Raw genomic sequence first — 25,003 nt, 5'->3', positions numbered from 1 at the left:
TATATGAGTACCTCTTCTGAATATGACTTTTGGGTCAAATTAGCTAGCCGCGCGTCAGTGGCCACAGCGCTGTGCCTTATTGTGATTAAGTTGATCGCTTGGATGTATTCGGGCTCGGCCAGTATGTTGGGCTCATTAACGGATTCATTTGCAGATGCACTTGCTTCGATTGTTAACTTTATTGCTATTCGGTATGCCATCGTTCCCGCTGATAAAGATCATCGTTATGGCCATGGTAAAGCTGAGCCGTTAGCAACGTTAGCTCAAGCGGCCTTTATTTTAGGTTCGGCGTCGTTGTTATTATTGTATGGCGGCGAAAAGTTAATTCATCCAGTGGCAGTCACCAATGCGATGAGTGGCATCGTGGTGTCTATTATTGCGATAGTACTGACATTTGCACTCGTTTTGCTGCAACGACATGCGTTGAAAAAAACCAATAGCTCTTTGGTTGAAGCCGATTCACTACATTATAAGTCTGACTTGTTATTGAATGCTGCGGTGTTGTTTGCGCTAATATTGGCACAATATGGCTGGTGGTGGGCCGATGGTCTGTTTGCGGTGTTTATTGCATTGTTTATTGGTAATCAAGCGCTCGGTTTAGGTTATCGTTCAATTCAGAGTTTACTTGACCGCGAGTTAGACAATGAGACTCGCGACAAAATTAAAGCGTTAGCCAAGCAAGACCCTCGCGTTAAGGGGATTCATGATTTACGCACTCGTCAAGCGGGCAAAACCACGTTCATTCAATTGCACATGGAATTGGCTGGTGACTTATCTCTGCTTGAAGCTCATGCAATAGCAGATAAAGCGGGTATGACGATTAAAGCGGCGTTTGATGATGCAGAAGTGATAATTCACCAAGATCCGGTTTAATTAATGATGTGTAGAAACTAAGACTTTTAATTGAATAATGGCAGCTCATTAACCCCTTATCATTAGGTTAATGCACTGCCATTATTGATCTAACACTAATGTCATATGCCATTAGCAGAACGTCTCCGCTTGTGACAGATTTTGCTTTAGCTGTGCCATGAAGCGTGTTGCCATAGCGCCATCGATAACACGATGATCATAGGACAGCGATAATGGCAACATAGGGCGAATAACAATTTGGCCATTTTGCGCCACAACCTTGGTTATTTCTCTTGATACTCCTAAAATGGCAACCTCGGGCATGTTAATAATGGGCGTAAAACTCGTTCCTCCCATTGGGCCTAAACTGGTTACCGTGAATGAGCCTCCTTCAGTGTCGGCAAAGGTCAGTTTACCTGCGCGAGTTCGCTCAGCTAATTGTTGTGATGCTATGGCTAGCTCCTCTAGTGTGAGTGCGTCTACGTTTTTAATTACCGGAACGAGAAGACCATTTGAGGTGTCTACCGCAATTCCAAGGTTGTAATAGTGCTTAAGCATCAGTGTTTCGCCGTCGTCACTGAGCGAAGCATTAAATGCAGGGAAAAGCTTCAATGCTTCAATCGTGGCTTTTAAAATGAACGGCAATAATGTGAAATGTATCTGTGCCTCTTCAGTCACACCCAAAACGTCAGCCGAATGTTCGATATTAAGCTTATGGCGTAATGCTTCGATGGCACCGATATCTACCTCATCATGATGGGTCACGTGGGGTATATGCGTCCAGCTCTCAAGCACATTATTAGCGATTATTCGCCTTATCTTAGTTAATGGTTCAGTGGTGACATCGCCAAACAAATGGTACTTAGCACCTTTATCTTGTAGAGTTTCCATGATAAATAATCCTATTATTTGGTGAAAATGCTATCACCACTCGCGCCATCCAACCCTGGATGAATATCAAACCTTACAACACCTACAGTGGCTTTACCCTCGACAGCGTTGGCAATACGAGCCGTACCAATGTGGCCAAAGCCACCACAGAGTTCGATAGATTTAATGCCTAAATCAGCCAGCTCAGTGGCAACCGATACTGCATCGTCGTAATTGCGTGTTGCGATCACTGTGAGTTCGACACTCGGGGTCGAGACAACACTTTTTTCATGGCTAGCATCGGGTGATAAAAACATAAAAGCTGCTTTTAATTTCATGGTGTTGTCCTATTAAGTTGGTGTGAATTTGGCAATGAAACTGTCTATTTGTGCATCATCAATCTCGGGAGATGCCATCACACCAATAAGTGAGCCAATTGGAAGCTCATCACCGACAGAGGCAACACTACGCCGCCATGTTCCGGCTATCGGTGATTCGTATGCTGAGGTGACCTTTTCGGTTTCAATATCGGCAATCTCATCACCCACTGCGACCGTTTTGCCAACCTCAACATGCCAAGCTGAGACGCTGCCTTTTTCCATCGTGAGACCAAATTTTGGCATTGTGATGGCATTAATATTGTTTGCCATTAGTGTTTCCTCATTACTGCTTGCACTGCAATTTCAATATCTGCAACGCTAGGGATGTAAGCTTGTTCAAGATTCGGTGCAAACGGCACCGGAGAGTGTGGTGGCATAACACGTTTAATCGGGGCTTTTAGCGCGGAGAATGCATATTCAGCCACGATTGAACTGATATCTGCTGCCATCCCACAACGAGGGCTGGCTTCATCAACTACTACTAGCCGGCCAGTCTGCTCAACCGACGCTAATATTGCCTTCTCATCAAGCGGTGACGTGGTGCGAGGATCGATAATGGTACATTCGATACCAGCTTGGGCTAATGCATCAGCCGCTTTGCTAGCAAAACCAACCATACGACCAATGGCTACGATAGTGACATCACGACCTTCACGCACAGTACGGGCTTGACCAAATGGAATGACGTAGGGTTCATCTGGCACTTCGCCCTTATCGTTGAACATGGCTTTATGTTCAAAAAATATCACTGGGTCATCATCACGAATGGCTTGTAACATCAGACCTTTGGCTTCATAGGGTGAAGATGGAATAACCACTTTTAAGCCGGGAATATGGGTAAAAATAGGATACAGACATTGACTATGTTGGCTCGCGGCTCCTGTGCCCGCCCCATATAAGGTTCTTACAACCACTGGCGTTGTGGCTTTTCCGCCGAACATATAGCGAAATTTAGCCATTTGGTTGATGATTTGATCTCCACAAACGCCAAAAAAATCAACAAACATAAGCTGAGCAACAGGCCTTAATCCCGTTGCAGCAGCACCAGCAGCGGCACCAATAAATGCGCTTTCGCTGATGGGAGTATCAAATACACGGTCACGACCAAACTCCGTCATTAAGCCATGAGTTGCGCCTAGTACACCGCCCCAAGCATCTTGTTGTCCAGCGGCACCTAAGCCACCGGCAATATCTTCGCCTAATAGTATGACTGACGGATCTTCTAGCATGGCGTCACGCATGCCTTCGTTGAGTGCTTCTCTAAAAGATTTTATAGACATAACTTCCCCCAAATCATAATGAGTAATTGGCGTAAACGTCAGTGGTGAGTTGGTCGATATTAGGTATTTCAGCGGCTTTAGCTTCATCGACGGCAGCATCAATGAGTGTTTTGACTTCATCATCGATGGCATCTAGCTCAACTACGGTTAGCATTTCACCACCCGTGACCCTAGCGCGGAAAAATTTTAACGCATCGAGGTAAGTACGTTCGTCGCGGACTTCACCTGGAGGGCGATAGGTGGTGGCGTCACCTTCAAAGTGTCCGTAATAACGAGTAAATTCAATGGCAATAAAGCGTGGACCAAGGCCTGCTCGCATCGCATCAACGGCTTCTTTGGCTGCGCGGTAAACGGCAAAGTAATCATGTCCGTCGACCTTTTTTCCTTTTATCCCAAATCCCGCGGCTCTAGCAACAGGATCATGGCCTCCCATGGACCAAGCACTGGCGGTGGATTCGGCATAACCGTTATCTTCCAATACAAATAGTACTGGTAATTGATTAACCGAAGCAAAGTTCATCGATTCAAGTATGGTGCCTTGATTAAACGCGCCGTCGCCAAAAAAGGCTACTGCAACCCCATCAGTGCCACGTACCTTAGAAGACAAGGCAGCGCCACAGGCTAATGGGCCACCACCACCGACAATCCCATTAGCACCAAGCATGCCTTTGTCTAAATCAGCAATGTGCATGGAGCCGCCTTTGCCTGCGCATAACCCCTCTGCGCGGCCGTAGATTTCTTTCATCATCCCCATTACATCACAACCTTTTGCAATGCAATGGCCATGGCCGCGGTGGGTACTGGCAATATGGTCTTCATTATTTAATTGCTGACACACGGCTACTGCAGATGTTTCTTCACCTGCATATAAGTGAACAAATCCAGGTATTTGTCCGGTGGTGAACTCTCTGTGCAGACGTTCTTCAAATTCTCGTATGGTGCGCATTTGTCGGTACGCTTCCAGTAATTGTTCGCGATCAATATGCATTTGTCTTACCTCCAATATAAAAAACACAGAAGGCTAAGAAGTCCATTTAGTGCAGTTTAAAAAGTAAAACAATCATTTTGGTAGTCAGTCAAAGTGCAGCATTTCTACCTGAAGCCTTACTTAATCGCAATACTGGTCATTTCTTTAGCAGCTTTCTGGTTCGGAATGTTGAGAGGAAGAACGTCGTCTTTAAATGCCGTATTAAGTCCGTAAGGGATGACATTTTTTCAAAGGATGCAAGGGCGAGTATGTTTGCCATAATAAAGTGAATAATATGGCATACACCATGTTGCTTTCTTTGCCTGTGATGACGTTGTAGCCTCAACGCGTAGCATGCTTTTTTCCAAGTTGACGTTAATGTCATCTTTTCCCATGCTGGGTGACTCAATGTTGATGCTGAAATGGTGTGGGTCATGTTGCTAGGTGGCATAAAAGACACGTATTTTTTTCTGTCATCTAAAGCGTAACGTTGACGCGTAAAGCGGCCGAAGACGATAGCTTCGTAATAGAGCTTATCCCCGAGGGGGTTGGGGGGATTAACTATTCGCGGCAAGTCCATGATTTCTTCCTTCCTAATTAAAGGAGAGTCTCAGCACACAAGTATCAGTATATTCCAGTACTGCGAATAAAATTTGATCCGCATCAACTTTGGTTAATATTTGAACAGGTATGTTATTGGCATCATTTTGGGGATTACGTTGAGCATCACTCTGAAATAGCTCTGAACATAATTAAGAACATAACTGGGGACAGAATATGGCTGGGATATTAACACCACTCACTATTGGAAGGTAATGTGTAGAGAAAATACTGTTTGAGGGTATTGTTTGAGTCGTGTGTTTGGCTTTGTTCATAGTAATTGAGTGGCGAAGTTAATGGGCATGATTACGAGAATTATGATGATTATTGAGTGGATGTCGGATATGGATTTGTGTGATGACACTTAATTTATTAGTTGATAATTCAGTATAGTCTGATGAAAAATGGCTGTTTGAGATTCAAGGTTTATTCTGTGTTGGATTAAGATTTTGTTAAGTGAGTAAAACATAACAAACCTTAATCCAACACAAGCATTACTGCCAATATGATGACTAAAGTTGATGGTTAATGTTAATGGTTAATCCATCGACAGTTCTTTCAATTTACGCGTTAGGGTGTTGCGGCCCCAACCTAGGCGTTTAGCGGCTTCTTGTTTATGGCCTTGAGTATGTCTTAGTGCTGTTTCAAGTAAAATACGTTCAAATTCAGGTTGCACTTCAGTGAGCAAATCACTTTCACCTGCAGCCAGCTTTTCATCAATCCAATCAGTGAGTGCGGTTTGCCAGTCACTTGAACCAGCCTGTTTCTGCTGGGTTGCAATCGGGTCTTTAAGCAATTCTGGTGGTAAATCTTGCGGTAAAATTTCTTGTCCGGACGCCATCACTGTTAACCAACGACAAGTATTCTCAAGTTGGCGAACATTGCCCGGCCAAGGTAAATTAGCCAACTTTACGGCTGTTTCTTTGGTGAGTATTTTGGGTTCAACGCCAATCTCTTTCGCAGCCGTGTTTAAAAAGTGGTTGGCGAGTTGGGCAATATCTTCTCGGCGTTGCGATAACGGCGGTAAGTGCACTCTGATCACATTGAGGCGATGAAATAAATCTTCGCGGAAGGTGCCTTTTTGCACCTGTACCTCAAGATTTTGATGCGTCGCAGCAATAATTCGCACATCAACTTGCACAGCTTGATGACCGCCGACACGATAGAACTGACCGTCGGCAAGTACTCGTAATAATCGCGTTTGCACATCGATTGGCATATCACCAATTTCATCTAAAAATAGCGTGCCACCATTGGCTTGTTCAAAACGGCCTTGGCGTACGTTGGCTGCACCAGTAAAAGCGCCTTTTTCATGGCCAAAGAGTTCAGATTCAATCAAATCTTTGGGAATAGCAGCCATATTTAATGCAATAAAGGGCTTGTCCTTACGAGGGCTGTGTTTGTGCAATGCGCCAGCGACTAATTCTTTACCGGTACCAGATTGACCATTGATAAGCACACTAATTGATGAGCGAGATAATCGACCAATGGCACGAAACACTTCTTGCATTGCCGGGGCTTCACCAATAATTTCAGGGGTTTTTATGGTGGTATCAATCACAGGTTGTGGTGCTTGCTCTGTTGCATGTGTGAGTGCGCGTTCAACTAAATTAATCGCTTCATCAATATCAAATGGTTTTGGTAGGTATTCAAATGCACCTGCTTGATATGCGCTCACCGCACTGTCTAAGTCTGAGTGGGCGGTCATGATGATCACTGGAATATGCGGATAATGCAGTTGTAAGCGATCTAGTAAGGTTAAGCCGTCAGTACCTGGCATGCGGATGTCTGACACGATGACTTGAGGTTGTGATGCTTCTAAAGCTTGCCACAAGGATTCTGCAGCAGCAAAACTAGCCGTTGACAGTGATGCGCCTTTAAGGGCTTTTTCGAGTACCCAACGGATTGAACTATCATCATCGAGGATCCAAACTTGTTCACTAATGTTCATGTTACTACCTCATTCTGCCTACAAAGGGCATGCTAGTTATTGTAATGGCAGGTTAATAATAAATTCGGTATGCCCTGGTGCCGAAACACAATCAATGCGACCGCCGTGTAATCGGGCAATGTTATGTGCAATGGATAATCCTAACCCTGAGCCTTCGTCACGACCGGTGACCATAGGGTAGAAAAGGGTATCCATTAACTCAGCAGGAATACCGGGGCCGTTATCAATAATGGATAAGGCGAGTACCACTTTATAGCGCTGTGTTCCAATGGTGACTTGATGTTGAGTGCGAGTGCGAATGACAATATCGCCACCACAATGTTCTAAAGCTTGTATCGCATTTTGTACAATATTCAATACGGCCTGCTGCATTTGATCTGGATCCATCTGAATATCAGGAATCGATGGATCGTAATCTCGTTTTAAGCTGATATTTTCTGGCAGTGCCATTTCAACGAGCTTAAGCACTTTTTGAATCACTTGATGAATATTGTGTTCAGTATGTTGCGTTGGTCGTTGTGGGCCAAGCAAGCGGTCGACTAAATTTCGTAATCTATCAGCCTGTTCGATAATCAGGCTGGTAAATTCTTTTAACTCAGGTGAGTCGAGTTCTCGAGATAACAATTGCGCAGCGCCTCGAAGCCCGCCCAGTGGGTTTTTAATTTCATGAGCTAAGTTACGCACCAAAAACTGTGCTGCTTGCTGTTGGGCGTCCATATTAAGCTGCTGATGAATACGGCGTTGTTGGTCTACTTGGCGTAATTCTAAGATGCTGAGGTTATTGTCATTTTCAATAGGCACCAAGGTAATATCAATGGTGTGATGTTGGCCGTCTAGGGTAATTAATGCTGCGGTATTCACTGTAAGTCCTTGGCCAGCATTAATCGCATCGCGGAGTAATTGTGGCTCAACTCCCATCAGTTGATAGAGCTCGGGAAGCGTTTGTTCAAGCAGCTTATAGTTACCTACTCCCAATAATTGTGCGGCCGCGGCATTAGCATAGCTCAGCTTGAGCTCGTTATTAATAACGAGCACTGCGGTGACTAAGTGATTGAGAAGGTTATTTGTGTCCATTAGCCGTCCTAGTATTGGGTTGCACCATTATAATGCACCAATTTGGTGCATATCACAACCCGGAACACACAAGCTCTTTATAAGATAAAAGATCACCTACAAATTTATAAGTGAATGAATAAAATAGTTTTTATCTTAATTATTTAGACTTTTTTGCTGGTCCAAATACAGATGCTTGGTGAAGGAATATCTTTCTAGGAGAGCTTGATGCAAGGACTTTGCCGCTTTGTGTTACAGCGTTAACAACCAGTGAGTGTTCACCTCTATTAATGCCTGTTAATTGGAATATATTCGATACTTGAGCAGGGGCTGTGATAACTCCATCGACTAATAATGTCATTAGCACGCCACGAGGTAGTTGAGGGCTGACGCTCACTGACACGGTAAATGCGCCGTTATTGTCACGCACAGTAGCTTCTTCTTGTGGAGAGGTTATCGAAATCGTGTAATTAATTGATGCTTCTGTTGTTGGAGTAACATTGATTTTTGTTGGGGTGTTAATCGTCATGTTATTTTGGGTGTTTTCATTTAATTCAACAGCTTCGGCATTATTTTTTTGTTCATCCGAGTAATGAACTTTGCCATTTTCATCTACCCAACGGTATACGGCAGCAACACTTTGGGCGCTCAATAATAGCAAACTAATAAGTATGATAAGGCGCATGATGCACTCCATAAAACGACAGTTTTAATAGAGTAGACGTTTTTATAAAAAAAATCAGCTTAAACTGATTTAGTTAAGCTGAATTGAAGCGGCACTGTTAAGTCGCTATTGTTTATTAAGGTGCAAGAAAACTATATGTATTGGCAGCAGTATTCTGAAATTTGATCTGTTCGAATACTAAAGCTCACATTTGGTGCAAGTTCAAACTGGCTTGCTTCAGCATATGCAACCCACTCTGTTTTACCCGGTAATAACACGTCAAACTTGCCGGAAATAACCTGCATTATTTCACCTTGAGCCGTTGAGAACTCATATTCACCAGGCAATACAACGCCAAAAGTTTGTTTACTACCATCAGCTAATACTACGCTTCTGCTTATCACTTTACCGTTAAAATACACATTGGCTTTTTTAGCGACGCTTACCTGTTGTAACATACTCATATATTCTCCCTAAAAATGATCTTGGCATGAATCTATCTGCGTTTACGTAAAATATCTAGTTAAATGTTTTCATGTTGTATCATTAGAGTCGCTTCGCTGCTAAGCTGTTGACTTTATAGCCTCTAGCCGCGGAGCGTACTAGCTGCGCAGCGTCCTAGGCCTTTCGCTTATAGCCTGATAGACGAGGCAACAAAAAGCCCAGATGCATGCATCTGGGCTTTTTAGGTCTCAATGAGTGGCAAATGTAATCTGCCACTCATTGATGGTAATTAACCGCGGTTATTACGCTTACGTTCGTTTTCAGTTAAGAATCTCTTACGAACACGGATGTTCTTAGGAGTTACTTCAACTAATTCATCATCATCGATGAATTCAAGAGCTTGCTCAAGCGTTAAGTTAATTGGTGTAGTCAATACTTGTGCTTCATCAGTACCAGATGCGCGCATGTTAGTTAGCTGTTTACCTTTCAAACAGTTTACTGTCAAATCGTTAGAGCGAGCATGAATACCCACTACTTGACCTTCATACACTTCAGCTGCGTGACCAATAAACATACGACCACGGTCTTGCAAAGCAAATAGAGCGAATGTTAGTGCTTTACCTGTTGCGTTTGAAATCAATACGCCGTTAGCGCGTTGACCAATATCGCCACCTTTGTGTGGACCGTAGTGATCAAATGAATGATAAATTAGACCAGTACCAGATGTAGCAGTTAAGAATTCGGTTTGGAAACCAATTAAGCCACGGCTTGGGATAACAAAGTCGATACGTACACGACCTTTACCATCAAGCTGCATGTCTTTCATTTCGCCTTTACGAACACCTAATTTTTCAATTACGGTACCTTGATGTTCTTCTTCAACGTCAACTGTTACAGTTTCGTATGGTTCATGTAGCTCACCATCGATTGTTTTTAGAATAACTTCTGGACGAGATACGGCTAATTCATAACCTTCACGACGCATGTTTTCAATTAAAATCGATAAGTGTAATTCACCACGACCTGATACGCGGAAACGGTCTGGACTTTCTGTTTCTTCAACGCGAAGTGCTACGTTGTGAACTAATTCAGTCTGTAAACGTTCAAGAATGTTACGTGAAGTAACGTACTTACCTTCTTTACCCGCGAACGGAGAAGTGTTTACTTGGAATGTCATCGTTAGCGTTGGTTCATCAACAGTTAACGGTGGCATAGCTTCTACTGCATTCACTGCACAGATAGTGTCAGAGATTTTAAGCTCGCCTAAACCTGTAATAGCAACGATATCACCAGCATTTGCAATTGGCACTTCTGTACGGTCAAGACCCATGTAACCTAATACTTGGCCCATTTTTCCGTTACGAGTCTTACCGTCAGCGCCAATAATAGTCACTTGTTGGTTAGTCTTAACGCTACCACGGGTAATACGGCCAATACCGATAACACCCACGTATGAGTTATAATCGATTTGAGAGATTTGCATTTGGAATGGCGCTTCAGCATCAGCGTCTGGGAAAGCAACTTTCTCAACGATAGTTTGGAATAGCGGCGTCATATCATCGCTCGCTACATCTGGATCTAACGTTGCAAAACCATTTAATGCCGAAGCGTAAACGATTGGGAAATCTAGTTGTTCGTCAGTGGCACCTAAGTTAACGAATAAATCGAATACTTGGTCAATAACCCAATCTGGACGAGCACTTGGACGGTCAATTTTGTTGATAACAACAATTGGCTTAAGGCCTTGAGCGAATGCTTTCTTGGTTACAAAGCGAGTTTGTGGCATTGGGCCATCAACTGCATCAACCAATAGTAATACTGAGTCAACCATAGATAGAACGCGTTCAACTTCACCACCGAAATCGGCGTGGCCAGGAGTATCTACGATATTAATACGGTAGTCGTTCCACTGGATGGCAGTGTTCTTTGCCAGAATGGTGATCCCACGTTCTTTTTCAAGATCGTTAGAATCCATAACCCGCTCAGTAGCTTCTCCACGAGATGCAAGGGTTCCTGACTGCGCCAACATTTTGTCAACCAGGGTTGTTTTGCCATGGTCAACGTGGGCAATAATGGCGATGTTACGTAAATTCTCTAGCACGGATAAACCTCTAAACCAGCAAATAAAAAAAAAGGATCTAACAGTAGTTATAGATTATAGCCACTGTAAAAAAGCGTGCCATTCTACTTCACAGCAGCTTTTGTAGATAGGATTATTTTTGAACACTTGTAAATCTATTACTTGCTATGCGTTAAAAAACAGCATAAAACGTATATATATTAAGCATAACCATGATGTAAGACAAAAATGTGACATTGGCTAAAACAGTAACATTAACATGGCGCACCATTATGGACTTTTGCACCATGATGAAACATAGTGATGCACGAGGTTGGTGCAAGGTTATGATTTAGAAGATTTGGAAACTTTCTCATCTTCATAAAATCAATTAGTTAGCGATCTGGCATGAATATCGCTTTACTGCTGATAATTATGTAAAGATTCGTTTTCCAGGTGCATCATCTGGCGAATGGCAAGATTATTTAAGGGACAACCCTTTACCCTACCGGAGGCTTGAGAATGTCAGTTGAATCAGTTTTAAAACAACTTGTAGAGTTAGAAGTTAAGTTTGTAGACTTACGCTTTACCGACACTAAAGGTAAAGAGCAGCATGTTTCTATTCCTTCTCATCAAGTAGATGAAGATTTCTTTGAAGACGGCAAAATGTTTGACGGTTCTTCAATTGTGGGTTGGAAAGGCATTAATGAATCTGACATGGTGCTAATGCCAGATCCAACCACTTTCGTGTTAGACCCTTTCACTGAAGAAACAACAGCACTTATTCGTTGTGACATTTTAGAGCCTGGTACTATGACAGGTTATGACCGTGACCCACGTTCTATTGCTAAGAAAGCTGAAGCTTACCTAATTTCTACTGGTATTGCTGACACAGTATTGATTGGTCCAGAGCCAGAGTTCTTCTTATTTGACGATGTCCGTTTTGGTACTGACATGTCAGGTTGTTTCGTGAAGATTGACGCAAAAGAAGCATCATGGAACTCAGCTAAGAGCTATGAAGAAGGTAACACTGGTCACCGTCCAATGGTGAAAGGTGGTTATTTCCCAGTTGCACCAGTTGATTCTTCACAAGATTTACGTTCGGCAATGTGTTTAGTACTTGAAGAAATGGGTCAAGTAGTTGAAGCGCATCACCACGAAGTAGCAACAGCGGGTCAAAACGAAATCGCAACACGTTTCAATACGTTGACTAAGAAAGCTGATGAAATTCAAATTCTAAAATACGTTGTTCATAACATGGCACATGCTTATGGTAAAACAGCGACATTTATGCCAAAACCAATCGTTGGTGACAACGGTAGCGGCATGCACGTGCATCAGTCTTTAGCTAAAGATGGTGTTAACTTATTTGCTGGTGATAAATATGCTGGCCTAAGTGACCTAGCGCTTTACTACATTGGCGGCATTATTAAGCATGCCCGTGCATTGAATGCGTTCACTAACCCAAGCACAAACTCTTACAAGCGTTTAGTGCCACATTTTGAAGCGCCAGTAATGCTTGCATATTCTGCACGTAACCGCAGTGCTTCAATTCGTATTCCAGTGGTACCAAGCCCTAAAGGCCGTCGTATCGAAGCGCGTTTCCCTGATCCACATGCAAATCCATATTTAGGTTTTGCTGCATTACTAATGGCTGGTCTTGATGGTATTCAAAACAAGATCCACCCAGGTGAAGCAATGGATAAAGATCTATATGACTTACCAGCTGAAGAGGCTGCTGAAATTCCACAGGTTGCGACGTCATTAGAAAACGCACTTGAAAATTTACAGGCTGACCATGAGTTCTTAACTAAAGGCGGCGTATTCAGCGAAGACTTTATTCAGTCTTATATCCAACTTAAAACGGCAGAAGCAGAACGTGTTGCACGTACTACTCACCCACTTGAGTTTGAAATGTATTACAGCTTGTAATTCTTGAGCGCAATTGCTTAAACAAGCAAACCAATAAAAAAACCCGATAAGTGATTATCGGGTTTTTTTTGTGGATTAATGAACACAAAGATATATAAATTTGTCTAAGCTGTAGTTGATAGAAAAATAGGTATCATTTAGAAGGCTAAAATATTATCTGTTTAGTTTAGGCTCAAGAAATGATTGGAACTTATTCGTAATCACAATCCTTTTACATGATCATATAGATAGTAGTACTGTAATGGCTACCGCAAGCAGTATCCTTTAACTCATCAAGCAACTTTTTCAAATAAATTTATACTTACTGAGCATTAGTGCATGTATTGGTGCAGCCATTTATAAAGGTGTTGATAGCGATACAGATAGCTTAATCCATCGTGCAGATGTTGCGATGTATCAGGTTAAACATGCCGGAAAATCTCAGGTGATACTGGCTGATTAATATTTTAAAATAGAGAGTAATGTTATTTTCTATTTGGCTGCAGGATATCTAAATTGATACATATAAGCTCATTTAATCATGATCGTTTGTCGTGGCGTAAGCAGCAAGGTTTTAGCTTAATAGAACTTGTAGTAGTGATTATTATTTTAGGCATCCTTGCTGTTGTGGTTGCTCCAAAATTTATCGATTTAAAAAGTAATGCTTATGCGAGTAGTATGCAGGGCGTTGCAGCAGCAATTAATAGCGGTAAAACCTTGGTTTATTCTGCTTGCGTGATAAGTGCAGGTTGCGATGAAACAGCCCCAGGGACCAGTAATGGTTTGGGCAATAGTATTATGGTACAAGGCCAATCAGTAACGTTAGCTTACGGATATCCGCGTCATACTTCAGCCGGTATCGTTAGAATGATTAATATTACCGACAACAGTGGCGGTGGTGAATTTAACATCACAACCTATGATGTTAATAATCGAAGAGGATTACGTATTCGTCCCAATGCAGATTATGCTGCCAATAAATGCGAAATTAGATATTCGCAACCACAAGCAGCAGGAGAGTCACCGTTAGTTGTTGTCGATATTGACGAGTGTTAAGTATTGTTATTCTTCGCTAGCATCACCTCAAGTTACCCTCTTTAGATAAATGCCATGTTAACTTTATGGTATTTATTGTTTTGCGACGCCCATTTGCTTGAAATATTTGTGATTAACGTAAATTTGTAGAGGAATTCACTCAGGAATATGATATTTATACCGTTAATCACTCACTAAAAAGCGATTTGTTTAATGGATAAAAAAGACCTCAAGCTATTAGAAATTTTACAACGTCAGGGCCGGATGGCTGTTTCTGAATTAGCCGATAAGGTTAATATGTCGGATACTCCTTGTTTACGACGAGTCAAAAAGCTTGAACAAGACAAAGTGATTTTAGGCTATGGTGCACAAGTTGATCCCTTTAAAGTGGGCTTAAATATTGTGGTTTATACATCGATACGTTTAACGGAACATACTGATCAATCGACCGCGTTATTTGAATCAACTATGGCACAATTACCTCAAGTGATGGAATGCGCTGTGGTAACCGGTGCTTATGACTACATGCTCAAAATTGTCGCCAAAGACTTGGTTTCTTATGAACAATTTATCAAGAAATCGCTTGGCAACCTTAAGTTTGTCGCCAGCATTGAAACCACTGTGGTCTTGAAGCCAATCTTTAGCCGTACGGCTTTACCTGTGGACCAGTCGCCGATCGACTAAGCATAAATACACAGAATAGGATAGGCACATATAAATACCCAAAAGCAGCACCTAGGCCGTCATAGACTATGACAGCATAGGTTACCGCTAAGGGCGTTAGTTGACATGGGGAGGTAAGGTTTAACCTTGTTCCATTGAGGCTATAAACTTGTTCGATTCGGCAATCGATTTGTTCATTTCTTTAATCAAGCTAGAGATATCTGTCTGTAAATTGGCAAACTCACCTTTAATGGCACCAATAGCCTGCGCATTTAGGTTATGTTTTAAATACAGCATATTATCTTTCATTGCGGTTAAAATGGGTGGCATTTTAGCTTCTGCACGGCGCATACTTCTGACTAGCGTTTTATATGAACGTTTGGTTTCATTGAGCTTGCTGGTGCTGTTACGGCGTAAACTGGCTTTGCTGATTTCTTCGATTTCAGTTTGCCATTCATCAAATAAAGCATCCGCGACATCTTCGACTTTTTCGATGCGATGACTAACTTCATCAGCAGCAGTTTGAGCAGACTCATATTCATCTTTAGCTTTGTTATAAGCATCTTCTAAATCGCCACCATCAAATGCCAAAAGCGCCTGCATTTCTTCCAATGCAGAGCTAAATTGCTCTTGAGCTTCTTCTTGCGACTCTTTTGCTTCTTGCACTCTATCGACCATAATGTCGCGTTTGTGATAGCCGACTTTTTCCATTGCACCGTAATAGGCGCTTTGACAACCGCTCAACAGTAAACTGCTACTTAATAGTGCCAGTGATATCCATTTTTTCATCAATGTGTCTCTTTTATTGTGTGAGGCGAAAGGTACCTCGTTGAAGTTAACTACATTGTGAGTTAACTGCCTGATTTAAATTTTGCTGCATCGATGATGCTCCATAAATGGAATAAACCACCGATAATGGCTGGGATGACCAACACAAAAAAGAAATAACAAACGGCAGTAATGCAGAAGAATAACAAAGCCGCTAATATACGCCCTTGCAAAAGCTGGCCTAGGCCTGGGAAAAATAAGCTCGCGACAGCTGCGAGTACATTACCCGCCGAACCTTGTTGTGACATCAATTTGCTCCATTATTCGATGACTATTATGTTATAACATTGTACGAAGTTAGTGACTGAATACAAATGTTATCTCCACTAACGTGGTATGAAATAAGGATTATTATGCCCAAAAAGTTTGATTACAGCCCTATTGCGGCTTTTTTTAGTGGGATTTGGCAGTTTCTACTCCATCTCAAACAGCGGCTTGCTGAAGACCAAATCAATATACGAGCAGGTCATTTGGCCTATGTGACCTTGTTGTCACTGGTGCCTATGTTGGCTGTCACCATGTCGATGTTATCGGCCTTTCCGGTGTTTAAAGGTATTCGCGGCAATATCGAAGGCTTTATTTATAATAATTTTATACCTGCGGCGGGTGATACGGTGCAAGTGCATATTAACGAATTTGTCGCTAATGCATCTAAAGGCACTTTTGTCGGTATTATCGCCTTAGTGTTTGTTGCCATTATGCTGATTTCAGCTATCGACAAAGCATTGAATAACATTTGGCGGATTACCGAAAAACGCTCATACGTGGTGTCATTTTCGATGTACTGGATGGTGTTGACTCTGGGACCTGTTCTCATAGGTGCAAGCTTAGTAGCAACGTCCTATGTTGTGTCATTAGAGGTTGTGGCAGGTACTGAATTATCTGGATTAGTGCCGTGGATTGTTGAACGTTTGCCGTTGATATTTTCTGCAGCATCGATCTTACTGTTGTATATGGTTGTACCAAATAAGAAAGTGCATTTCTTGCATGCTTTATTAGGCGCAATTGTTGCAGCGGTATTATTTGAAGCAGGTAAAAAAGGTTTTGCGTTTTATGTCACTCAGTTTCCGAGTTATGAAGCCATTTATGGCGCTCTGGCAGTGGTGCCCATTTTGTTTGTATGGGTATATTTATCGTGGATGATTGTGTTGTTAGGGGCAGAAATTACTGCCGCTTTACCAGAGTATCTGGAGAGTTTGGCTGTTATAGCGGAAGATCTAAAAGCGGAAATATTTGCTGAAACGGAAGACGAGCATGTCAACAATGTGCATGATCCTATCGTGGTTGATAAATCGGTTCCGTCTGATAAATCATAACTATTACGAATGTATTTAATTGATTCCGTTACTGCCTGTTACACAGGAAAGTGCGCGCCAATAACCTTAGCTAAACAAGGTCGCCATGTATTGGCGACAATATTGTGGTTCGAATAACGACTACTCAAAAACATATTTTAAGGCAGTTATGATTGCATTAATTCAACGAGTTAAACGTGCATCAGTGTCGGTAGACAATACAATAGTCGGCAAAATTGACCAAGGCTTGTTAGTATTACTAGGCATAGAGCGCGAAGATAATATTGAGAAAATGGTTAAGTTAGCTACAAAAGTCATTAATTATCGGGTGTTTAGTGATGAAGATGGCAAAATGAATCTTAATCTGACTCAAGTCGGTGGGCAATTATTGGTGGTGTCACAATTTACCTTAGCTGCAGATACAGGCAAAGGTTTAAGACCCAGTTTTTCGTGCGCAGCAACCCCAGAACAAGCCGATCGCCTTTATCTAGCCTTTGTCGAGTATTGTCGCCAACAAGGGGTTATGACACAGACGGGGCAATTTGGTGCAGATATGCAGGTTGAGTTGGTTAATGATGGCCCTGTGACCTTTAATTTGCAGGTATAAGGCCATAATTTATTACCATTCAATTATTGGCAGCTGAGGTTAACCAGTCATCATCGGAGGGATGCCGTTATGCTTGATATTTCATTCACAGAAGCGCAATCAGATGCCAAGGTAACAGCTTTACTTCAGACCTTGTGTGAAACTTGGCACAGTACGATTCCTGTTAGTCAATTTATGAACATTAAACCAGTGTTGTTTAATGGCGATAGCCTACAAGTCACAGCACCTTTAGAGCCCAACGTTAATTTACATCACACCATGTTTGCTGGCAGCATTTATACTTTAATGACGTTAACCGGCTGGGGAATGGTGTGGTTACAGCAGCAATTATCACAGGCTCACGGTGATATCGTGTTAGCTGATGCAAAAGTCAGATATTTAAAACCGGTGACTAAACAGCCTTATGCCAAAGTTATTTGGCCCTATACTGATTTGAATCCATTAAACCGAGGCCGACGAGTAAAAATCACTTTAGAAGTGGCGTTATATTGTGATGACATTATGTGTGCTACGTTTACCGGGCAATTTGTGTCTTTACCGCCAAAAAATATTAGCATTGATTAAAATATGCGCGTTGAACATGTAAATACATTTCGATTTTATCGAATATAATTGCAAAATTATTACGCTATTATTCTTTTTTATAGGCAAATATACTAACTGCATTGGTCAGGCACATAGCATATGACCCAACAAACATATGGGTGAGACTTAACAATGGCAAAAGTACTAATTTTAAAATCAAGCATTCTAGGCAGTTATTCACAGTCTTCAGCATTAGTTGATTATTTACATCAACAATGGAGCAGTAAAGGTGCGCAAATTACAGTGCGTGATTTAGGTGAAAATACGTTACCAATGTTAGATGGTGAGCTAGCTTCAGGTTTACGCGGCGGTGATAATCTTTCTGAACGTCAATTATCTGCACTCGCGCTATCGGATGAATTAGTCGCTGAAATTAAAGCTCATGACACCATTATTATCGCTGCGCCGATGTACAATTTTGGTATACCGACAACGTTAAAAAATTGGATCGATTTGATCGCCCGTGCCGGTGTGACGTTTACTTACACCGATACCGGAGCTGTTGGTTTAATCGAAGGTAAGCGTGCCATTATTGTGACTACTCGTGGTGGAGCGCATAAAGGCGGCCCTACAGACCATGTGGTACCTTACTTAACAACTGTGTTGGGCTTTATTGGGATTAACGACGTTGAAACCATTTATGCAGAAGCATTAAATATGGGGCCTGATGCAGCAGAAGCAGGTATTAGCCAAGCTAAGCTTGCTATCGATGCAATAACACTTTAATAAATACAGCGGCTTAAGTTAAGTCGCTGGTTTGAAAACTAAACGTTTAATGCACCTTTGACATTTAAAGGAGCATTAAGCGTTTTTTATTTTGTGATTTTTTGTCATTTGGTTGATCAACAACATAATTTGCCACGTATAGACCTTATTATCAGTATCTAGTTTGATGCCAACTTTACTTTTCAAAATGTAGATTCATTACCAAAAGCCCTCAAGCTTATCGTTGAAAAGCCGTCATATTGTTGTTTCTATTTTATGAAAATAAACAAAATTGTCATCGCGTCAGCTTTAATTCTGCTCGCTGTGAGTCTTGTTCCTATATTGATGTTGATTAATCAATGGGATTCAGGTTCGCAGAGCTATGGAATTACCACCAGTGATAGCCAACAGATTCATTTTCGGTGGCAAGACATTAATCAACAAGTTCACCAGTACCCTGCGTCTGCGGGAAGGTATACCTATTTATTTTTGGGATTTTTGTCGTGCTCAGAAATTTGTCCAATACGTATTGAGCAATTAAATCAACTTGAGCAACGCATAGAGCAGGATGCTTCGTTTAATAAAGTTGAGGTTCAATTTCTATTTGTGACTATTGACCCTGATAACGACACATTAGCCTTGCGCCAAGCGGTGATCGATGCGCGCTCTACGCGTTTTGTCAGTGCGTCATTGTCCGAGTCAGATTTACATCAACTTGAATTGCGCTTATCGGACAATATCAATCGGCAACTCGCCACCATCAATCATGTTGGCAATCTATTTTTGTTGAACCCAAACGGAAAAATCGCACGTATTTATACGGCTAAACAACTTTCAATATCCAAGATGTTGATTGACCTTAACCATATTATTTCATCTCAACTTTAGGTTTATATATATGAATGATGCTCAAACTGTAATATTACTGAAGAAACATGATTTATATATCTATCGGTTGTTGATGTTGCAGGCCCCATTATTAGTCATCAGTGGATTTTTTGGTGCCCAAATGCTGACCTTTAGTATTACTGCAGCGATAGCTATTTTAGTCATAGTACAGTTGAGTTACAGCTTGCTGAAAGGGACTGAGTTATTTGCGATAGTTGGTGCAGTAATTATGATGACGGTGTCAGGATTACTGATCCAAAGCCAAATGGGTATGATTGAAATGCACTTTCATATCTTTGCCACCATGGGCGTATTTCTTATTTATTTACGCTGGCAGCCGTTATTGGCAGCTTTGTTGACGGTGGCAATACACCATATTCTTATGACCTATATTCAATTGCAAGATATTGAAGTTTTAGGTACACAGTTAATGATTTTTGCCGGTAATTGTAACTGGACCATAATGTTAGTTCATGCTTTGTTTGCTGCGACTGAAACCTTTATTCTTATTCGTATTGCCTTGTTTATGCGTACTGATTCACTGGCTAATCAACGTATTGCTGGCGCAATTCAACATATTTCACAGCATAAAGATTTATCGGTTCGGTTACCTTCAGCTGATACTCAGGCCGAAATGTCCTTTAATTTGATGCTGGAAGAGTTATCGCAATTGTTTAACGACTATCGCGATATTGCTGTGAAAATGGCGAGTACTTCCGACAACTTAATGAGCCTGAGCGATCAAACCCAGCAAGCAGTACAACAGCAAAATGATCAAGCTAGAATGATTGCCGAGTCGACTCAAGATGTGATCGACAATTTTCAACAAATGGCCCATGACACTCAAATATCAGCGGATCAGGCAAAAGAAGGGGCAGCCTCAAGTCTTGGTGATAGCCAAAGCGCATTAAGCATTATGAAAGACATGCAGGCGCTAGAAACTAATATGATAGAAGTGGCAGAATCAATGACCGATTTAACCACTGATATTAGTGCTATCACCACATTGCTACAGGCTATTCGTAGCATTTCAGATCAAACTAACTTACTGGCGTTAAATGCGGCGATTGAAGCGGCTAGAGCGGGTGAGAGTGGTCGAGGTTTTGCGGTGGTGGCAGATGAAGTTCGCACTTTAGCAAAGCGTACCAGTCAATCGACCGATGGCATTGAAAAAGTATTGAGTCGTTTGAATATCAGCATGCTAAAAACCGTTGAGTCGATGGATCAAGGCAAACAGCGTACGACGCAAAATGTATTTCATACCAGTGGCATAGCCCAAGGGCTTGAGCAGCGTTCAGCCCAAATTGGTCAAGTGGCGACCTTGAGCCACAACGTGGCAAATGGTACACAACAACAAGCAGATAGATTGACTCAAATAGGATCGGAGATTTTGGACAACGCCCAAGCAGTTGTACTGTTATCGGCACAAGTTCAAAAGCTGGCTGGTGGCGCGGTAGAAATGAAACAGATTACTCAAGACTATCAAAGCAAAGCTGCGGCTTACAAGGTGTAAATAATACAGGCGAAAGCATCGCTTTCGCCTGTATTATTTGGCTGCTAAGTTGGGACGATGCTCTTATGCAATTAACGCCAACGTTTAAAAATTAATGAAGTATTAATGCCACCAAAGGCAAAGTTGTTACTCATAATGTAGTCGGTGTCGATATGACGAATATCGTCTTTAATATAATCTAGCGGGGCGCATTCAGGGTCGACATCATTAAGATTGAGTGTCGGTGCAAACCAGCCTTCATTCATCATGTTAATACTGCTCCATGCTTCCAATGAACCACAAGCGCCTAGGGTATGACCGGTATAACTCTTTAATGAAGAGATGGGCGTTTCTGCACCAAATACTGCGTGAGTCGCGGCAGTTTCTGCTATATCACCGCGATCGGTTGCGGTGCCATGAGCACTGATATAACCGATGTCTTGTGCCGATAATTGGGCATCTTTTAAGGCTAAACGAATCGCCACTTCCATGGTGTTAGCATTGGGTTGAGTGACGTGTTGGCCATCTGAATTGGTGCCAAAACCAACCAACTCAGCATAAATATTAGCACCACGGGCTTGAGCATGTTCAAGCTCTTCTAATATCAAAGTACAAGCACCTTCACCGATAACCAAACCATCGCGGTTCTTGTCAAATGGGCGCGGCGTTAGCTCTGGAGTATCATTTTTGGTGCTGGTGGCATACAAAGTATCAAACACAACCGCCTCGGTAGGGCAAAGCTCTTCACCGCCGCCCGCGAGCATAATGGTTTGCATGCCATATTTAATCGCTTCATAAGCATAGCCAATGCCTTGACTAGCAGAAGTGCACGCACTGCTTGTGGTGTGAATACGGCCTTGTAGGCCAAAGAACACCCCAATATTAACTGCGGTAGTGTGGGCCATCATGCGGATATAACTGGTGGCGGTTAACCCCGACATTTCGCCTGTTTTTAACATGTCGCCAAAGCCCATAATCGGATCTGTACTGCCTGTAGATGAGCCGTAGGCCACGCCAGCTTGACCGGAGTTCAGGATGGGATCGTTCAACAAACCTGCGTCTTCAAGCGCTAATTCACTGGCACGTGTTGCCATCATGGATACTCGCCCCATAGAGCGGATCTTTTTACGTGAATAATGCGCAGGGAGAGTAAAATCAGTCACTGGAGCTGCCAGTCGTGTATTTAGACCTGGGTAGCGATCCCATTCATCCATGCGAATAACGCAGTTATGTTTCGCTAGTAGGCTGGCTTTAATTTGTTGCCAGTCTTGACCTAATGCGGAAATTCCGCCCATGCCGGTAACGACTACACGCTTCATATCATGCCTCCGTTAACGGAGATCACTTGACGAGTTATGTAGGCGGCATCGTCTGATAATAAGAAATTAGCAAGACCTGCAATTTCACTGGGTTTGCCCATGCGTTTCATCGGTACTATTTGATTGACAATATCGGTTGAAATATCGGTGACCATGTCGGTTTCAATTAACCCTGGTGCGATACAATTGACGGTGATTTTTCGCTTAGCTAACTCAAGTGACAAGGCTTTAGTAGCGCCGATAACTCCCGCTTTTGATGCGCTATAGTTCACCTGGCCACGATTACCTGCAATGCCTGACACCGAGGCTAGGGTGATAATACGTCCACCTTTACGTGCTTGTACCATTGGCATAACTGTAGGGTGAATAACATTATAAAAACCATCAAGGTTAGTGTGGATCACACTGTCCCATTCATCTTCGGTCATCGCAGGGAAGGCGGTGTCGCGATTAATACCCGCATTAAGAATCACGCCATAATAGGCACCATTTTCGGCAATGTCAGTTTCGATAGCGAGCTTAACCGCTTGGCGATCGGCAATATCAAATTGCAGTAAACTAACCTGCACACCAAGATCCAATAAGGTTTTTTGTACTTGTGCTGCGGCAGCATGATTGCTGTGAAAATGCAGTGCAATATCAAAACCATTCTCGGCTAATTTAATCGCGATGGCTTTGCCTATTCCTCGGCTGGAACCGGTAACTAATACTCTATTATTCAAAATGTCTCTCCGTGATTGATTCGAGGAACTCCAATGGGGTGTCAAAAGGTTTGTTGAGCATGCTTAGCCGTCGGCTTGGCTTTCATTGATATAGGCTTGGATGTCTTGTGGTTGGAATACATTGACATTGGCTGCCGCCACTAATATTTCGTGATGATAAATTTGGCAATCAAATACCGCTAATCCAGACTCTTCCTGGTACAGCCGAGTGACCTGAGTGCGATAAGACTCACCTAAAGTAAATGTGTCGATATGCATTTGCAGTTTGCGGGTGCCGAGTAAAAAACCGACTCGGATATCATCGTCGCGCAGTAAGGCTTCAACACCCGCTAACGCTGCAATACTTTGGGCCATATACTCGATGCCAACGTAATTAGGCACGCCATTGAGTTGGGCGTCGAAATAGGCACTATTAGGGCTAATATGGGTTGCGGTGATTAAGCAGTCTGGGCGATGTGCTAAGACATTATCAATTAAGATCATTGGGGCACGGTGCGGAATAAAAGTACTTATATCTTGCGCTAACATCGCCGGCGTTGCAGTGGCTATTGACATGAAACTAGGCATCCTTTCGACAAAAAATCAGGCTGGCATTACTGCCGCCAAAGGCAAATGAATTACTCATAATAAAGTTGAGCTGATTAAGGCCAGAATTATTGTTGGCGCTAACGAGAGCGATATTAGGGTCATTAGCATCTTGCTGCCCATCCCAGATATGCGGTGGCAAACGCTTATCATGGTTAAGTGGGCTTAATAATAAATAGCAAAAGGCAGCTTCAATCGCCCCTGCAGCACCTAAAGTATGGCCTGTGAGCGGTTTGGTTGAGCTGCAGGCTGGTAGTGAATGGCCAAACACTGCAGTGACCGCACGTGATTCCATAGCATCATTTTTGGGTGTGGCTGTGCCGTGGAGGTTGAGATAATCGATTTGTTTGGCAGTAATGTTGGCTTCTGTTAGGGCTTGTTGCATGGCGGCAATAGCGCCTAATCCTTGCGGGTGTGGTGCTGAAATATGGTGTGCATCGGCAGACTCGCCGATCCCAGCCAACATGACGTCACTTTGGCCACGTTCTAAGGTAAATAAGGCTGCCCCTTCACCAATATTAATCCCATCACGATGGCGACTAAACGGATTGCAATGGCCTTTGGATACTGATTCTAATGCGGCAAAGCCATTAACGGTTAACTGACACAAACTGTCTACACCACCAACAATCACCATATCGCACATATTCGCATTGAGTAATCGCTGAGCACTGGCAAACACTTTTGCACTCGATGAGCACGCTGTAGATACGGTATAACAAGGACCTGATAGTTCAAATAATTGTTTTAAATAATCACTGGGGCTACCCAGTTCCTGCTGCGAATAATGGTAACTCGGGGGGAAATGGCCATGTTCAAGCTGATACTTTAATGCCGCTTCACCTTTGGAAATGCCAGAGGTGCTGGTGCCTAATATCACCCCGATACGATCCGCTCCTAAACGCTGTTTAGCTTGTTCTATTGCGGGCACAAGTTGCTGGGCGGCAGTGTTTAATAAACGATTATTACGGCAAGCAAATAAACTGAGACGATCGGCAATTTCTATTAACCGTTTGTCATCGACGCAACCGACTAATGTAGGCGCATCGAACAGTAAATTATCGCGCCATTGCATAGCACTGATATCACCGCGAATGAGGCGCGGCAGCACCTCTTCTGGCGAGTTGCCCAGAGGTGTACACAATCCGATGTGAGTTATTGCTATGCGACTGTTCATGTTTAGTTTGGTGGCCTATTTATCTCGGTTTATTGGGTTATGCTGGAGCACTTGTTTATCAATCTGTTATT

Annotated in this window: 27 protein-coding genes and 1 pseudogene; 11 read left to right on the top strand and 17 right to left on the bottom strand. The window is 42.6% G+C overall.

The features are described 5' to 3' along the window. The first annotated feature begins 3 nt into the window (after window positions 1–3). Window positions 4–873 (top strand): cation diffusion facilitator family transporter, encoded by an 870-nt coding sequence (locus H5181_RS06550; RefSeq protein WP_011635804.1) that lies wholly within the window; start codon window positions 4–6, stop codon window positions 871–873. A 111-nt stretch (window positions 874–984) separates the two neighbouring features. Here the strand turns inward: H5181_RS06550 and H5181_RS06545 are convergent, their stop codons facing one another. The 11 genes and pseudogenes from H5181_RS06545 to typA all read right to left on the bottom strand — a co-directional run bounded on the left by H5181_RS06545 (window position 985) and on the right by typA (window position 11,162). Further along, complete coding sequence (locus tag H5181_RS06545) at window positions 985–1,743, bottom strand: 2-oxo acid dehydrogenase subunit E2 (protein WP_182750561.1); 759 nt, start codon at window positions 1,741–1,743, stop codon at window positions 985–987. A 14-nt stretch (window positions 1,744–1,757) separates the two neighbouring features. Next, window positions 1,758–2,060 (bottom strand): DUF6506 family protein, encoded by a 303-nt coding sequence (locus H5181_RS06540; RefSeq protein WP_011635806.1) that lies wholly within the window; start codon window positions 2,058–2,060, stop codon window positions 1,758–1,760. Between the two features lie 12 nt (window positions 2,061–2,072). Further along, window positions 2,073–2,372: a biotin/lipoyl-containing protein gene (locus H5181_RS06535; protein ID WP_011635807.1), complete on the bottom strand. Its 300-nt coding sequence runs from the start codon at window positions 2,370–2,372 to the stop codon at window positions 2,073–2,075. Then, the gene (locus H5181_RS06530; protein WP_011635808.1) at window positions 2,372–3,382 is read right to left on the bottom strand and encodes an alpha-ketoacid dehydrogenase subunit beta; all 1,011 of its coding nucleotides are present in this window, start codon (window positions 3,380–3,382) and stop codon (window positions 2,372–2,374) included. The genes H5181_RS06535 and H5181_RS06530 overlap by 1 nt, the downstream gene beginning before the upstream one ends. Window positions 3,383–3,395: 13 nt before the next feature. Beyond that, the gene (locus H5181_RS06525) at window positions 3,396–4,370 is read right to left on the bottom strand and encodes a thiamine pyrophosphate-dependent dehydrogenase E1 component subunit alpha (RefSeq protein WP_182750560.1); all 975 of its coding nucleotides are present in this window, start codon (window positions 4,368–4,370) and stop codon (window positions 3,396–3,398) included. A gap of 227 nt (window positions 4,371–4,597) precedes the next feature. Next, a pseudogene (locus H5181_RS20970) lies at window positions 4,598–4,774 on the bottom strand (hypothetical protein); the annotation flags it as partial. 713 nt (window positions 4,775–5,487) lie between these two features. Next, window positions 5,488–6,900: a nitrogen regulation protein NR(I) gene (gene glnG, locus H5181_RS06515; protein WP_182750558.1), complete on the bottom strand. Its 1,413-nt coding sequence runs from the start codon at window positions 6,898–6,900 to the stop codon at window positions 5,488–5,490. A 36-nt stretch (window positions 6,901–6,936) separates the two neighbouring features. Then, window positions 6,937–7,974, bottom strand: coding sequence for a nitrogen regulation protein NR(II) (gene glnL, locus H5181_RS06510; RefSeq protein ID WP_182750557.1), 1,038 nt, complete (start codon window positions 7,972–7,974; stop codon window positions 6,937–6,939). Window positions 7,975–8,113: 139 nt separating this feature from the next. Next, on the bottom strand, window positions 8,114–8,638 hold the full coding sequence (locus H5181_RS06505; protein WP_182750556.1) for a DUF4124 domain-containing protein: 525 nt from the start codon (window positions 8,636–8,638) through the stop codon (window positions 8,114–8,116). Window positions 8,639–8,769: 131 nt separating this feature from the next. Then, window positions 8,770–9,081: a pyrimidine/purine nucleoside phosphorylase gene (locus H5181_RS06500; protein WP_011635813.1), complete on the bottom strand. Its 312-nt coding sequence runs from the start codon at window positions 9,079–9,081 to the stop codon at window positions 8,770–8,772. A gap of 269 nt (window positions 9,082–9,350) precedes the next feature. Then, complete coding sequence (typA, locus tag H5181_RS06495) at window positions 9,351–11,162, bottom strand: translational GTPase TypA (protein ID WP_011635814.1); 1,812 nt, start codon at window positions 11,160–11,162, stop codon at window positions 9,351–9,353. Window positions 11,163–11,642: 480 nt separating this feature from the next. On the opposite strand from typA, the gene glnA reads away from it, so the two are divergent. The 4 genes from glnA to H5181_RS06475 all read left to right on the top strand — a co-directional run bounded on the left by glnA (window position 11,643) and on the right by H5181_RS06475 (window position 14,750). Further along, entirely contained in the window at window positions 11,643–13,052 is a 1,410-nt protein-coding gene (glnA, locus tag H5181_RS06490; protein ID WP_011635815.1) for a glutamate--ammonia ligase, read from the top strand. 271 nt (window positions 13,053–13,323) lie between these two features. Then, a complete protein-coding gene (locus tag H5181_RS20965; RefSeq protein WP_182750627.1) occupies window positions 13,324–13,494 on the top strand; it encodes a diguanylate cyclase domain-containing protein in 171 nt (56 codons plus the stop codon). 53 nt (window positions 13,495–13,547) lie between these two features. Continuing rightward, entirely contained in the window at window positions 13,548–14,087 is a 540-nt protein-coding gene (locus tag H5181_RS20890; protein WP_310734268.1) for a type II secretion system protein, read from the top strand. 192 nt (window positions 14,088–14,279) lie between these two features. Next, entirely contained in the window at window positions 14,280–14,750 is a 471-nt protein-coding gene (locus H5181_RS06475) for an Lrp/AsnC family transcriptional regulator (protein WP_182750555.1), read from the top strand. A 120-nt stretch (window positions 14,751–14,870) separates the two neighbouring features. On the opposite strand, the gene H5181_RS06470 is transcribed toward H5181_RS06475, so the two are convergent. Together H5181_RS06470 and H5181_RS06465 are read right to left on the bottom strand one after the other, a co-directional pair. Continuing rightward, window positions 14,871–15,518 carry a DUF2959 domain-containing protein gene (locus H5181_RS06470; protein ID WP_182750554.1) on the bottom strand — a complete coding sequence of 216 codons (648 nt, stop codon included), beginning with the start codon at window positions 15,516–15,518 and terminating at the stop codon, window positions 14,871–14,873. 62 nt (window positions 15,519–15,580) lie between these two features. Beyond that, on the bottom strand, window positions 15,581–15,805 hold the full coding sequence (locus tag H5181_RS06465; RefSeq protein ID WP_011635820.1) for a hypothetical protein: 225 nt from the start codon (window positions 15,803–15,805) through the stop codon (window positions 15,581–15,583). Window positions 15,806–15,910: 105 nt separating this feature from the next. Between H5181_RS06465 and H5181_RS06460 the strand changes: the two genes are divergently transcribed. The 6 genes from H5181_RS06460 to H5181_RS06435 all read left to right on the top strand — a co-directional run bounded on the left by H5181_RS06460 (window position 15,911) and on the right by H5181_RS06435 (window position 21,150). Beyond that, entirely contained in the window at window positions 15,911–16,873 is a 963-nt protein-coding gene (locus H5181_RS06460) for a virulence factor BrkB family protein (RefSeq protein WP_011635821.1), read from the top strand. A gap of 148 nt (window positions 16,874–17,021) precedes the next feature. Beyond that, window positions 17,022–17,459 carry a D-aminoacyl-tRNA deacylase gene (gene dtd / locus H5181_RS06455; protein ID WP_123883588.1) on the top strand — a complete coding sequence of 146 codons (438 nt, stop codon included), beginning with the start codon at window positions 17,022–17,024 and terminating at the stop codon, window positions 17,457–17,459. 69 nt (window positions 17,460–17,528) lie between these two features. Further along, a complete protein-coding gene (locus H5181_RS06450) occupies window positions 17,529–18,023 on the top strand; it encodes a thioesterase domain-containing protein (RefSeq protein WP_011635823.1) in 495 nt (164 codons plus the stop codon). Between the two features lie 153 nt (window positions 18,024–18,176). Then, on the top strand, window positions 18,177–18,770 hold the full coding sequence (locus H5181_RS06445; RefSeq protein ID WP_182750553.1) for an FMN-dependent NADH-azoreductase: 594 nt from the start codon (window positions 18,177–18,179) through the stop codon (window positions 18,768–18,770). 255 nt (window positions 18,771–19,025) lie between these two features. Continuing rightward, window positions 19,026–19,637 carry an SCO family protein gene (locus tag H5181_RS06440; protein WP_182750552.1) on the top strand — a complete coding sequence of 204 codons (612 nt, stop codon included), beginning with the start codon at window positions 19,026–19,028 and terminating at the stop codon, window positions 19,635–19,637. Between the two features lie 10 nt (window positions 19,638–19,647). Further along, a complete protein-coding gene (locus tag H5181_RS06435; RefSeq protein ID WP_182750551.1) occupies window positions 19,648–21,150 on the top strand; it encodes a methyl-accepting chemotaxis protein in 1,503 nt (500 codons plus the stop codon). Between the two features lie 71 nt (window positions 21,151–21,221). On the opposite strand, the gene H5181_RS06430 is transcribed toward H5181_RS06435, so the two are convergent. The 4 genes from H5181_RS06430 to H5181_RS06415 all read right to left on the bottom strand — a co-directional run bounded on the left by H5181_RS06430 (window position 21,222) and on the right by H5181_RS06415 (window position 24,932). After that, window positions 21,222–22,448 (bottom strand): beta-ketoacyl-ACP synthase, encoded by a 1,227-nt coding sequence (locus tag H5181_RS06430; protein ID WP_011635827.1) that lies wholly within the window; start codon window positions 22,446–22,448, stop codon window positions 21,222–21,224. Next, window positions 22,445–23,170 carry a 3-ketoacyl-ACP reductase FabG2 gene (locus H5181_RS06425; protein WP_182750550.1) on the bottom strand — a complete coding sequence of 242 codons (726 nt, stop codon included), beginning with the start codon at window positions 23,168–23,170 and terminating at the stop codon, window positions 22,445–22,447. The genes H5181_RS06430 and H5181_RS06425 overlap by 4 nt, the downstream gene beginning before the upstream one ends. A 63-nt stretch (window positions 23,171–23,233) precedes the next feature. Then, a complete protein-coding gene (locus H5181_RS06420) occupies window positions 23,234–23,725 on the bottom strand; it encodes a hotdog family protein (protein WP_182750549.1) in 492 nt (163 codons plus the stop codon). Window positions 23,726–23,729: 4 nt separating this feature from the next. Next, the gene (locus tag H5181_RS06415; RefSeq protein WP_182750548.1) at window positions 23,730–24,932 is read right to left on the bottom strand and encodes a beta-ketoacyl-[acyl-carrier-protein] synthase family protein; all 1,203 of its coding nucleotides are present in this window, start codon (window positions 24,930–24,932) and stop codon (window positions 23,730–23,732) included. Window positions 24,933–25,003: the final 71 nt, after the last annotated feature.

Origin of the sequence: Shewanella sp. SG44-2 (assembly GCF_014164215.1) — a bacterium.
GTDB classification, from domain to species: domain Bacteria; phylum Pseudomonadota; class Gammaproteobacteria; order Enterobacterales; family Shewanellaceae; genus Shewanella; species Shewanella frigidimarina.
Note: the sequence above shows the minus strand (reverse complement) of the source record. Positions and strands in the feature narration are given on the sequence as shown.

Bases quoted from the DNA above. Each gene is read 5' to 3' on its own strand.
- H5181_RS06440 (WP_182750552.1), top strand. From the start codon at position 19,026: ATGAAAATAAACAAAATTGTCATCGCGTCAGCTTTAATTCTGCTCGCT.
- H5181_RS06430 (WP_011635827.1), bottom strand. From the start codon at position 22,448: ATGAAGCGTGTAGTCGTTACCGGCATGGGCGGAATTTCCGCATTAGGT.
- H5181_RS06420 (WP_182750549.1), bottom strand. From the start codon at position 23,725: ATGTCAATAGCCACTGCAACGCCGGCGATGTTAGCGCAAGATATAAGT.
- H5181_RS06445 (WP_182750553.1), top strand. From the start codon at position 18,177: ATGGCAAAAGTACTAATTTTAAAATCAAGCATTCTAGGCAGTTATTCA.
- H5181_RS06470 (WP_182750554.1), bottom strand. From the start codon at position 15,518: ATGAAAAAATGGATATCACTGGCACTATTAAGTAGCAGTTTACTGTTG.
- H5181_RS06540 (WP_011635806.1), bottom strand. From the start codon at position 2,060: ATGAAATTAAAAGCAGCTTTTATGTTTTTATCACCCGATGCTAGCCAT.
- H5181_RS06500 (WP_011635813.1), bottom strand. From the start codon at position 9,081: ATGAGTATGTTACAACAGGTAAGCGTCGCTAAAAAAGCCAATGTGTAT.
- H5181_RS06465 (WP_011635820.1), bottom strand. From the start codon at position 15,805: ATGTCACAACAAGGTTCGGCGGGTAATGTACTCGCAGCTGTCGCGAGC.
- H5181_RS06530 (WP_011635808.1), bottom strand. From the start codon at position 3,382: ATGTCTATAAAATCTTTTAGAGAAGCACTCAACGAAGGCATGCGTGAC.
- H5181_RS06460 (WP_011635821.1), top strand. From the start codon at position 15,911: ATGCCCAAAAAGTTTGATTACAGCCCTATTGCGGCTTTTTTTAGTGGG.
- dtd (WP_123883588.1), top strand. From the start codon at position 17,022: ATGATTGCATTAATTCAACGAGTTAAACGTGCATCAGTGTCGGTAGAC.
- H5181_RS06535 (WP_011635807.1), bottom strand. From the start codon at position 2,372: ATGGCAAACAATATTAATGCCATCACAATGCCAAAATTTGGTCTCACG.
- H5181_RS06435 (WP_182750551.1), top strand. From the start codon at position 19,648: ATGAATGATGCTCAAACTGTAATATTACTGAAGAAACATGATTTATAT.
- glnL (WP_182750557.1), bottom strand. From the start codon at position 7,974: ATGGACACAAATAACCTTCTCAATCACTTAGTCACCGCAGTGCTCGTT.
- H5181_RS06505 (WP_182750556.1), bottom strand. From the start codon at position 8,638: ATGCGCCTTATCATACTTATTAGTTTGCTATTATTGAGCGCCCAAAGT.
- H5181_RS06450 (WP_011635823.1), top strand. From the start codon at position 17,529: ATGCTTGATATTTCATTCACAGAAGCGCAATCAGATGCCAAGGTAACA.
- glnG (WP_182750558.1), bottom strand. From the start codon at position 6,900: ATGAACATTAGTGAACAAGTTTGGATCCTCGATGATGATAGTTCAATC.
- H5181_RS06415 (WP_182750548.1), bottom strand. From the start codon at position 24,932: ATGAACAGTCGCATAGCAATAACTCACATCGGATTGTGTACACCTCTG.
- H5181_RS06545 (WP_182750561.1), bottom strand. From the start codon at position 1,743: ATGGAAACTCTACAAGATAAAGGTGCTAAGTACCATTTGTTTGGCGAT.
- H5181_RS06550 (WP_011635804.1), top strand. From the start codon at position 4: ATGAGTACCTCTTCTGAATATGACTTTTGGGTCAAATTAGCTAGCCGC.
- glnA (WP_011635815.1), top strand. From the start codon at position 11,643: ATGTCAGTTGAATCAGTTTTAAAACAACTTGTAGAGTTAGAAGTTAAG.
- H5181_RS06525 (WP_182750560.1), bottom strand. From the start codon at position 4,370: ATGCATATTGATCGCGAACAATTACTGGAAGCGTACCGACAAATGCGC.
- H5181_RS06475 (WP_182750555.1), top strand. From the start codon at position 14,280: ATGGATAAAAAAGACCTCAAGCTATTAGAAATTTTACAACGTCAGGGC.